Origin of the sequence: Flavobacterium azizsancarii, from assembly GCF_027980145.1 — a bacterium.
Lineage (GTDB): Bacteria > Bacteroidota > Bacteroidia > Flavobacteriales > Flavobacteriaceae > Flavobacterium > Flavobacterium azizsancarii.
The window spans coordinates 1-221 of sequence record NZ_JAMZNK010000157.1 but is presented as its reverse complement, the minus strand read 5'-3'; the positions used below and the strand labels follow the sequence as shown (position 1 = coordinate 221).

Here is a 221-nt window from a genome sequence, read left to right as displayed (position 1 = left end):
TTGCGTCGGAATAAGTGGCGACCTTTGCAGCGGAATCGTGGCGTACTTTGAAGCGGAATGGGTGGTGTACTTTGTAGCGGAATCGTGGCGACCTTTGCAGCGGAATATCCACCAAAGGTACAATCAAGCATCAATAATACTGTCTTCTCAAATACCTGTATCTGCATGGCATGATATAATTGGGAACTCGACAATTGCTGACGCAGTCCTAGATCGTATTG

The 221-nt window shown here is 46.6% G+C and carries 1 pseudogene; it reads left to right on the top strand.

Going from position 1 to position 221, the window contains the following annotated elements:
• Positions 1 to 106: 106 nt before the first annotated feature.
• Positions 107 to 221, top strand: a pseudogene (locus tag NJT12_RS25265) (ATP-binding protein); the annotation flags it as partial.